The organism is Pseudomonas donghuensis (assembly GCF_000259195.1).
Lineage (GTDB): Bacteria > Pseudomonadota > Gammaproteobacteria > Pseudomonadales > Pseudomonadaceae > Aquipseudomonas > Aquipseudomonas donghuensis.
In genome coordinates this window covers 173,614-183,206 of the sequence record NZ_JH650760.1, presented here as the reverse complement: position 1 = coordinate 183,206, position 9,593 = coordinate 173,614, and the positions used below count along the sequence as shown (strand labels likewise).

The window sequence follows — 9,593 nt, the reverse complement described above, 5'->3', positions numbered from 1 at the left end:
GCTGTTGGGCGAGATAAAACCGATGCGGGTCGCCGGGTGCTGCGCCAGACGCACGTAGCGCGCCGGCCCGCCGCTGTGCTCGGCGCTGTCGAGCAGGGCGTGGCGGCTGGCAATCAGCGCCCGCACCTCGTCGCTGGCGCAGAACGACTCGCCGCGCGAACGGCCGACGTCGCCCAAGGGCATCTCCTCGATGAAGGTGATGTCGATGCGCTGGTCGATGGCGTACTGCACCAGGGGCAATACTTCATCGAAGTTGCGCCCCTTCATCACCACGCAGTTGAGCTTGACGCCCTCGAAGCCGGCATCACCCGCCGCCTCGATGCCGCGCAGGACCTGATCGAGATCGCCATTGCGGGTAATCGCCCGGAAGCGTTCGCCGTCCAGGCTGTCGAGGCTGATGTTCATGCGCTTGACCCCGGCGTCTACCAGCGGCCGGGCCAGGCGCTGCAGTTGCGAGCCATTGCTGGTCATCACCAGTTCGCGCAGGCCCGGCAAGGCACTCATGTGACGGCACAGCTCGACGATACCGGGGCGAATCAACGGTTCGCCGCCGGTCAGGCGGATCTTGCGCACGCCCTGGCCAACGAACAGCGTGGCCAGGCGTTGCAACTCCTCAAGGGTCAGCACCTGCTGGCGCGGCAGGAAGGTCATGTGCTTGGCCATGCAGTACACACAGCGAAAATCACAGCGATCGGTCACCGACATGCGCAAGTAATCGATCTGCCGCCCGAAGCCGTCCTGCATCACAGTGCTCATCACCGTCCCCTTATTGCACCAGCGGTGAGTCGGCGCCCTGCAAGCGGATGCCGCGAATATCGGCGGCACCGATCAGGGTTTGCAGGTACTGCACCAACGCCTTTTGCCACACGCCCTGTTGCAACTGGGTGCGAATCGCCGTGGCCACTGCCTCGTACGGCAAGGCCTGGCCTTCGATGCGCTGGTCGACACTGACCAAGTGCCAGCCGTAGCGGCTTTCCAGCGGCTTGACGGCCAGCCCCGGCGCCAGGGTGAACAGTTGGCGTTCCAGCTCCGGCACGGTCTGGCCCTTGCTGATCTGTCCCAGCTCACCGCCCTGGGCCTTCGACGGGCAGGCCGAGTACTTCTGCGCAAGCTCGGCGAACTGCTCGGGGAACTGCATCAGGCGCTCATGGAGAATCTCGGCCTGCACCAGCGCCAGGCTGCGCGCCTCGGCATCGTCCGGCGCGCATTCGAGCAGGATGTGCCGCACCGCCAGCAGCGGTGCGCTGTGAAAGCGCCCGCGGTTGCTGTCGTAATAACGCAGGCAGGTGGCCTCGTCACACACCGGCACCTGCACTTCGCGCTCCAGCAACAGGCGCGTGGCGGCTTCCTCCTGGTTCTCGCCGGCGCCAACCTGCACCGCCAGCCCCAACTCGGCAATCCGCTGCTGCATCAGCTCGCGGATCACCAGGGCGCGGGCGGCCATGTACATGGCCTCCTCGCGATCGACCGCCGGGTGGTACTGCAGCTCCTGGGCCAAGGCCTCGGGGCCGATGGCGACGCCATTGACGCTGATCACCGGCCACTCCTGCTCGCTACTGGCGATCAGTTGCGCGGGCACCTCGACCGCCACCGCCTGCTCGCCCGCCTCGGGCACAGGCGGCGTCGACGAAGCGCAGCCACCGCCACCACCATTACCGCCACCACATCCGCATCCGCTAGTCATGGCAACCTCCTCAGGCTTTCTGCCGCACGATTTGATAACGCCGGCCCAGGTACCACACCGGTGCGCTGACGATGTGCACCAGGCGGGTGAACGGGAACAGCACGAACAGGGTCAGGCCCAGCAGCACGTGCAGCTTGTACACCAGGCTTACCGGGGCAATCGCCGCCGCCGCGTCCACCGGCCGCAGCAGCACGGTGTTCTGCGCCCAGTCGGCAAGCCTGACCATGACCGAACCATCCATATGGCCGGTGGAGGCAACGATGGTCAGCAGGCCGAGCACCAGCTGCGCCAGCAACACCAGCAGGATGAGAATGTCCGAGGTGCTGGAGGTGGCGCGTACCCGCGGCTCAGTCAGCCGCCGGTGCAGCAGCATGATCAGGCCGATCAGGCACAGCAGGCCGAAGAAGCCACCGGAGACCATCGCCAGCAGTTGCTTGTGCTCGGTGCTGATCACATGGTGATAGACCGACGCCGGGGTCAGCAGGCCGACAAAATGCCCCGCCAGCACGAACAGCACGCCGATGTGAAAGAAGTTGCTCGCCACGCGCATGCCGCGCTTGTCGAGCATCTGGCTGGAGCCGGCCTTCCAGCTGTATTGCGAGAGGTCAAAGCGCGCCCAGCTGCCGAGCAAGCAGATGGCCAGCGCCACGTAGGGATAAATCCCGAACAACAACAGGTTCCACTTAGACATTACCCACCTCCCCGACCGGCGCGCCGGCCTGGCCTTGATGCTGAAAATCGACCCAGTGCAGCGGTACCGCGCTCTCTTCGCGCGCCTTGCCCGGGGCACTTGGCATTGAGCTGCAACGCTCCTGCTGTTCGGCCTTGAGAAAGTCCACGGCCTCTTCCTCCCAGATCTTGTCCAGGGCTTCGAGGGAGTCGTCGCGTTGCTCGGCGGCCACCTGCTCGCGCAGGTCGGCCACCGCCTGGTGCGGCTCGGCGCCGGCAATCTGCAGCAGCGCCCGGAAGCAACTGGCGTAGGCGCTCTCGCGCTCCTCCAGGCGTGCGGCAAGCAGCGCCAGCAGGTGCGCGACATCGGCCAGGCCCTCGCGGGCCTCGAGGTCTTCGCGGGTCGAGAGGTATTCCAGGTACAGCGGAATGTAGTCCGGCAGCTCCTTGACGCCGATGGCAAAGCCCGCGTCTTCATACTGGGCGAGCATGTCGACCATGGCCTGGCCGCGGTCGCGGGACTCGCCATGCACATGCTCGAACAGCAACAGCGACAACGAGCGGCCACGGCCGAACAGCGCGCCGTAATGTTCCTGGCCATCCATCAGGTCGTTGTTGCAGATCAGCTCCAGCAACTCGAACAGGGCGCCGCGCTGGCGCGGGCTGATTTCCCGCGCCTGGATGATCGCCTGCTCCAGCTCGTCGCGGCCGGCCACCAGGGTTTCGCTCGGGTAATCGAGCAGCAGCGAAATCACTTTAAGGATGCGCATGCTCAGTCCTCCCACAGCTGTACGGTTTTGAGGATGTCGCGGCGGTTGGCCTTCTTCGCCCCGAACATGTTGGTGTCCGAGCTGCCACTGCAGCCGCTGCCGAAACTGAAGCCGCAACCGGAGCGCTCGGCGAAGGCATCGCTCATGGCTTCTTCGCGGTGGGCACTGGGTACCACGTAGCGGTCCTCGTAGTTGGCGATGGCCAGGTAGCGGTACATCTCCTCGACCTGGTTGACGCTCAAGCCGACGTCGCTGAGCACCTTGAGGTCCTGCACGCCTTCGACCTGTTCGGCGCGCTTGTAGGCGCGCATGGCCAGCAGGCGCTTGAGGGCGCGTTTCACCGGTTTTTCGTCGCCGGCGGTCAGCAGGTTGGCCAGGTAGCGCAGCGGAATGCGCAGGCTGTCGACATCCGGGATCACCCCGTTCATGCCCACGGTGCCAGCGGCCGCAGCGTTCTGGATCGGCGACAGCGGCGGTACGTACCAGACCATCGGCAAGGTGCGGTATTCCGGGTGCAGCGGCAGCGCCAGCTTCCAGTCGACGGCCATCTTGTACACCGGCGAGCGTTGTGCGGCGTCGATCACCGACTGCGGCACGCCGTCTGCCAGGGCCTGGCGGATCACCGCCGGGTCGTTGGGGTCGAGGAAGATTTCCAGCTGCTTCTCGTACAGGTCGTGCTCGTTGGCGGTGCTGGCCACCTCACTGATGCGGTCGGCGTCATACAGCAGCACGCCGAGGTAGCGGATACGGCCGACGCAGGTTTCGGCACACACGGTGGGCATGCCCGCTTCGATGCGCGGGTAGCAGAAGATGCATTTTTCCGACTTGCCGCTCTTCCAGTTGAAGTAGATCTTCTTGTACGGGCAGCCGCTGATGCACATGCGCCAGCCGCGGCATTTTTCCTGGTCGATGAGGACGATACCGTCCTCCTCGCGCTTGTAGATCGCCCCGCTCGGGCAGGACGCCGCGCACGCCGGGTTCAGGCAGTGCTCGCACAGGCGCGGCAGGTACATCATGAAGGTGTTTTCGTACTCCCCGTAGATGTCGGCCTGGATCTGGTCGAAGTTCTTGTCCTTGCGCCGCTTGGCGAACTCGGTGCCGAGGATTTCTTCCCAGTTCGGGCCCCACTCGATCTTCTCCATGCGCTTGCCGGACACCACCGAGCGCGGCCGCGCCGTCGGTTGGTGCTCGCCCAGCGGCGCGGTGTGCAGGTGCTGGTAGTCGAAGTCGAACGGCTCGTAGTAGTCATCCAGGCTCGGCAGGTCGGGGTTGGCGAAGATGTTCGCCAGCACCCGGAACTTGCCGCCGATGCGCGGGTTGATCGAGCCGTTGGCGTTGCGCACCCAGCCGCCCTTCCACTTGTCCTGGTTTTCCCACTCTTTCGGGTAGCCGACCCCGGGCTTGGATTCAACGTTGTTGAACCAGGCGTACTCCATGCCTTCGCGGCTGGTCCAGACGTTCTTGCAGGTGATCGAGCAAGTGTGGCAACCGATGCATTTGTCCAGGTTCAGGACCATGCCAATTTGTGAACGGATCTTCATGACAGCACTCCTCATTCCATCTCGGTCGGCAGCGGACCTGGCAGCTCATCGCCGCGCGAACCGTCGAGCCAGTCGACCTTGGCCATCTTGCGCACCACGACGAATTCGTCGCGGTTGCAGCCGACCGTGCCGTAATAGTTGAAGCCATAGGCCTGTTGGGCATAACCGCCGATCATGTGGGTCGGCTTGAGCACCACGCGGGTGACCGAGTTGTGGTGGCCGCCGCGGGTCTTGGTGGTCTCGGCGCCTGGCACGTTCACGATCCGTTCCTGGGCGTGGTACATCATCACCATGCCTTCCTTGACCCGCTGGCTGACCACCGCCCGCGCGGTCAGCGCGCCGTTGGCGTTGAAGCACTCGATCCAGTCGTTGTCCTCGATGCCGGCCTTCTTCGCGTCGATTTCCGAGAGCCAGACGATCGGCCCGCCGCGGCTGAGGGTGAGCATCAGCAGGTTGTCGCTGTAGGTGCTGTGGATGCCCCACTTCTGGTGCGGGGTGATCCAGTTGAGAACGATCTCGGTCTCGCCGTTGCTGCGCTTGCCTTTCACCCCGGCGATGGTGCGGGTGTTGACCGGTGGCCGGTAGCTCATCAGCTGCTCGCCGAACGCCTGCATCCACGGGTGATCCTGGTAGAACTGCTGGCGGCCGGTGATGGTCCGCCACGGGATGTTCTCGTGCACGTTGGTGTAGCCGGCGTTGTAGCTGACATGATCATCCTCGAGCCCCGACCAGGTCGGGCTGGAGATGATCTTGCGCGGCTGCGCCTGGATGTCACGGAAACGGATCGCTTCGTGGGCCTTGGACAGCGCCAGGTGGCTGTGGTCGATGCCGGTGAACTGCGACAGTGCCGCCCAGGCCTTGACTGCGACATGGCCGTTGGTTTCCGGCGCCAGCGAGAGGATCACCTCGGCGGCGTCGATGGCGGTGTCGATCTTCGGCCGGCCCTGGCTGATGCCCGCCTCCACTTCGCGGTAGTTCAGCTCACCGAGGAACTTCACTTCCTCATCGGTGTTCCAGTTGATGCCCTTGCCGCCGTTGCCGAGTTTTTCCAGCAGTGGGCCAAGCGAGGTGAACTGCTTGTAGATGTTCGGGTAATCACGCTCGACCACCTGCAGGTTCGGCGCGTTCTTGCCCGGCTGCGGAGCGACGCCGGCGGTTTTCCAGTCGGTGCCGCCAAACGGCTGGGCCAGTTCGCCGACGCTGTCATGCATCAGCGGTACGGTGACCAGGTCCTGCTCGATGCCCAGGTGCCCTTCGGCCATGGCCGAGAAGGCCTTGGCGATGCCTTTGTAGATCTCCCAGTCCGAACGCGATTCCCAGGCCGGGTCAATCGCTGCCGACAGCGGGTGGATGAAGGGGTGCATGTCCGAGGTGTTCATGTCGTCCTTCTCGTACCAGGTCGCGGTCGGCAGGACGATGTCGGAATACACGCAGGTCGAGGACATGCGGAAATCCAGGGTGGTGACCAGGTCGAGCTTGCCGATGGCGCCCTCGTCGACCCATTCAGCCTCTTGCGGCTTGCAGTCGCCGACCTGGCCGATGTCTTCGTTCATCACCCCGTTGCGGGTGCCCAGCAGGTACTTGAGCATGTACTCGTGGCCCTTGCCCGACGAGCCCAGCAGGTTGGAACGCCAGATGAACATGTTGCGCGGGAAGTTGACCGGGTTGTCGGGCTGTTCGCAGGCAAAGCGCAGGCTGCCTTCGTGCAGGCCCTTGACCACGTAGTCCTTGGGCGCCATACCGGCCGCCGCAGCGTCACGGCAGATGTGCAACGGGTTGGTGTTGAGCTGTGGCGCGCTGGGCAGCCAGCCGGCGCGTTCGGCGCGGATGTTGTAGTCCAGGGCGTGTTCGGGGAACTGGCGCTTGTCGGCCAGTGGCGAGAGCACGTCGTGCATGCTCATCTTCTCGTGGCGCCATTGCGAGCTGTGGGCATAGAAGAAACTGGTGCCGTTCATCTGTCGTGGCGGCCGGCTCCAGTCCAGGCCGAAGGCCAGGGGCAGCCAGCCGCACTGCGGGCGCAGTTTCTCCTGGCCGACGTAGTGGGCCCAACCGCCACCGGTCTGGCCGACGCAACCGCAGAGCATGAGCATGTTGATCAGCCCGCGGTAGTTCATGTCCATGTGGTACCAGTGGTTCATCGCCGCCCCGACGATGATCATCGAGCGGCCACGGGTCTTGTCGGCATTGTCGGCAAACTCGCGGGCGATCTGGATGGCCTTCTCGCGGCTGACACCGGTGATCTGCTCCTGCCAGGCCGGGGTGCCGGGCACGCTGGCATCGTCATAGTCGCGGGCGACGTTGGCGCCACCCAGGCCACGGTCGATGGCAAGGTTGGCCGCCGACAGGTCGAACACGGTCGCCACCTTGACCTGGCTGCCGTCGGCCAGGGTCAGGCTGCGCACCGGCACGCGGCGGTACTGCACCGCATCGCCGGCGACATGCTGGAAGTGCTCCTGGCTTTCACCGGCGAAATACGGGAAGGCCACTTCCGCGACATCGCCGCCAATCAGGCTCAGGGTCAGGTCGATCTCGCGGCCCTCGCCGCCTTCACGGGCCAGGATGTTCCACTTGCCCTGCTCGCCCCAGCGATAGCCGATCGAGCCCTGGGGCGAGACCAGCTCGCCGCCGGCATCGACGGCGATGGTTTTCCATTCCGGGTTGTTGTCCTGGCCGAGGTTGTCGGCCAGGTCCGAGGCGCGCAGGAAGCGGTCCGGCTGGTAACCGTTGCCCGGTGCGGTACCGAGCATCGGCTTGAGCAGCACCAGCACCGGCAGGTCGGTATAGCGCTTGGCGTACTCGGTGAAGTAGGCGCTTGGCTGGTCCAGGTGAAATTCTTTGAAGATCACATGGTTGAAGGCCTGGGCCAGGGCGGCGTCAGTGCCCTGCTTGGGGTTGAGCCAGAGGTCGGTGAGCTTGGCCACTTCCGAATAGTCGGGGGTGATGGCCACGGTCTTGGTGCCCTTGTAACGCACTTCGGTAAAGAAGTGCGCGTCGGGGGTGCGGGTTTGTGGAACGTTCGAGCCCCAGGCGATGATGTAGTTGGAGTTGTACCAGTCGGCCGACTCCGGCACGTCGGTCTGTTCGCCCCAGACCATTGGTGAAGCCGGCGGCAGGTCGCAGTACCAGTCGTAGAAGCTCAGGCAGGTGCCGCCCAGCAGCGACAGGTAACGGGCACCGGCGGCGTAGCTGACCATCGACATCGCCGGGATCGGCGAGAAGCCCACCACCCGGTCGGGGCCGTACTGCTTGATGGTGTAGACGTTGGCGGCGGCGATGATCTCGGTGACTTCATCCCAGCTGGAGCGAATGAAGCCGCCCATGCCGCGCTTGCTCTTGTAGCTGTCAGCCTTGGCCTTGTTCTCGACGATGGACGCCCAGGCCTCGACCGGCGCCATGCTCTGGCGCGCCTCGCGCCACAGCTTGAGCAGCGGCTTGCGGATCTTCGGGTACTTCAGGCGGTTGGCGCTGTAGATGTACCAGCTGTAGCTGGCACCGCGCGGGCAACCGCGTGGCTCGTGGTTGGGCAGATCGTTACGGGTACGCGGGTAGTCGGTCTGCTGGGTTTCCCAGGTGATCAGGCCGTTCTTCACGTAGATTTTCCACGAGCAGGAGCCGGTGCAGTTGACCCCGTGGGTGGAGCGCACGATCTTGTCGTACTGCCAGCGCGAACGGTAGACGTTCTCCCAGTCGCGCGACTCCTTGCGGGTCTCGCCATGCCCCTGGGCAAACTCGCCTTGCTTGCGGTTGAAGAACCGCAGTTGATCCAGTAAATGACTCATGGTGCTTTCCTCTCAGGCTTGCTGCGGGGTTCTGTGCCCCGCCCGTGCAAGATGTGAATTCGGGGTCATGTCAGCAGGGCGTCGCGGCGCCTTTACGCGCGTACCACCACCAGGTCACGACGATGCAGCTCAGGTAGAAGCCGACGAACATGTAGAAGGCCATCTGCGGGCCACCGGTCAGGGCCATGGAAGAGCCAAAGGTCTTGGGAATGAAGAACGCGCCGAAAGCGCCCATGGCCGAGCTGAAGCCGAGCACCGCGGCCGACTCCTTGCCGGCGTCCTTGAGCGCTTGTTCGCGGGCGGCGGCGCCTTTGCCGCTGGCGGCTTTTTCGTGCAGGGTGCGGAAAATCACCGGGATCATGCGAAAGGTCGAACCGTTGCCGATGCCGGTGGTGATGAACAGCAGCATGAACATGCCGAGAAAACCGTAGAAGTTGCCGCTCTCGCCCTGCGCGGGGATGAACGCCAGCACACCGAAGACCATGACGATCATCAGCACGAAGTTCCACAGGGTCACTCTCGCACCACCGAGCTTGTCCGCCAGCCAGCCGCCCAGCGGGCGTACCAGGGCGCCGACCAGCGGGCCTAAGAAGGCAAAGGTCAGGGCGTTGACCTGCGGGAAGGCGGTCTTGATCAGCAGCGGAAAGGCTGCCGAGAAGCCGATGAACGAGCCGAAGGTGGCCAAGTACAACCAGCACATCAGCCAGTTGTGCTTGCGCTTGAAGATCACCGCCTGCTCGCTGAACGAGGCCTTGGCGCTGGACAGGTCGTTCATGCCGAACCAGGCCAGCAAGGTGACCAGGATAATGAACGGCACCCAGATGAAGCCTGCGTTCTGCAGCCACAGTTGGCCACCGTCGGCGAGCGCCTGCGGCTGGCCACCGAACGCACCGAACAGGCCGAAGGTGATCACCAGCGGCACGCAGAACTGCATCACCGAGACGCCGAGATTACCCAGGCCGGCGTTCAGGCCCAGGGCTGTGCCCTGCTGCGACTTGGGGTAGAAGAAGCTGATGTTGGACATGCTCGAGGCGAAGTTGCCGCCGCCAAAGCCGCACAGCAGCGCAATCATCACGAACACGCTGTAGGGCGTGCCCGGGTCCTGCACGGCAAAGCCCATCCACAGCGACGGCGCCAGCAGCGAGGCGGT

7 protein-coding genes are annotated in these 9,593 nt (G+C 64.5%); all 7 read right to left on the bottom strand.

All coding sequences use genetic code 11. The annotated features are described in order from the left end of the window. On the bottom strand, positions 1-756 hold a 756-nt coding region (moaA, locus tag UW3_RS26690; protein ID WP_010221950.1), incomplete at its 3' end, for a GTP 3',8-cyclase MoaA. A 10-nt stretch (positions 757-766) separates the two neighbouring features. Next, positions 767-1,684 carry a peptidylprolyl isomerase gene (locus tag UW3_RS0108620; RefSeq protein WP_026001243.1) on the bottom strand — a complete coding sequence of 306 codons (918 nt, stop codon included), beginning with the start codon at positions 1,682-1,684 and terminating at the stop codon, positions 767-769. 10 nt (positions 1,685-1,694) lie between these two features. Beyond that, complete coding sequence (gene narI, locus UW3_RS0108615; RefSeq protein ID WP_010221948.1) at positions 1,695-2,375, bottom strand: respiratory nitrate reductase subunit gamma; 681 nt, start codon at positions 2,373-2,375, stop codon at positions 1,695-1,697. Further along, on the bottom strand, positions 2,368-3,123 hold the full coding sequence (gene narJ, locus UW3_RS0108610) for a nitrate reductase molybdenum cofactor assembly chaperone (RefSeq protein WP_010221947.1): 756 nt from the start codon (positions 3,121-3,123) through the stop codon (positions 2,368-2,370). The genes narI and narJ overlap by 8 nt, the downstream gene beginning before the upstream one ends. Positions 3,124-3,125: 2 nt before the next feature. Beyond that, positions 3,126-4,664, bottom strand: coding sequence for a nitrate reductase subunit beta (gene narH, locus UW3_RS0108605; RefSeq protein ID WP_010221946.1), 1,539 nt, complete (start codon positions 4,662-4,664; stop codon positions 3,126-3,128). Between the two features lie 11 nt (positions 4,665-4,675). Next, positions 4,676-8,443 carry a nitrate reductase subunit alpha gene (locus UW3_RS0108600; RefSeq protein ID WP_010221945.1) on the bottom strand — a complete coding sequence of 1,256 codons (3,768 nt, stop codon included), beginning with the start codon at positions 8,441-8,443 and terminating at the stop codon, positions 4,676-4,678. A 70-nt stretch (positions 8,444-8,513) separates the two neighbouring features. Continuing rightward, a partial coding sequence (locus UW3_RS28665; protein WP_010221944.1) for an MFS transporter occupies positions 8,514-9,593 on the bottom strand: 1,080 nt, incomplete at its 5' end.

Bases quoted from the DNA above. Each gene is read 5' to 3' on its own strand.
- UW3_RS0108620 (WP_026001243.1), bottom strand. From the start codon at position 1,684: ATGACTAGCGGATGCGGATGTGGTGGCGGTAATGGTGGTGGCGGTGGC.
- narI (WP_010221948.1), bottom strand. From the start codon at position 2,375: ATGTCTAAGTGGAACCTGTTGTTGTTCGGGATTTATCCCTACGTGGCG.
- narJ (WP_010221947.1), bottom strand. From the start codon at position 3,123: ATGCGCATCCTTAAAGTGATTTCGCTGCTGCTCGATTACCCGAGCGAA.
- narH (WP_010221946.1), bottom strand. From the start codon at position 4,664: ATGAAGATCCGTTCACAAATTGGCATGGTCCTGAACCTGGACAAATGC.
- UW3_RS0108600 (WP_010221945.1), bottom strand. From the start codon at position 8,443: ATGAGTCATTTACTGGATCAACTGCGGTTCTTCAACCGCAAGCAAGGC.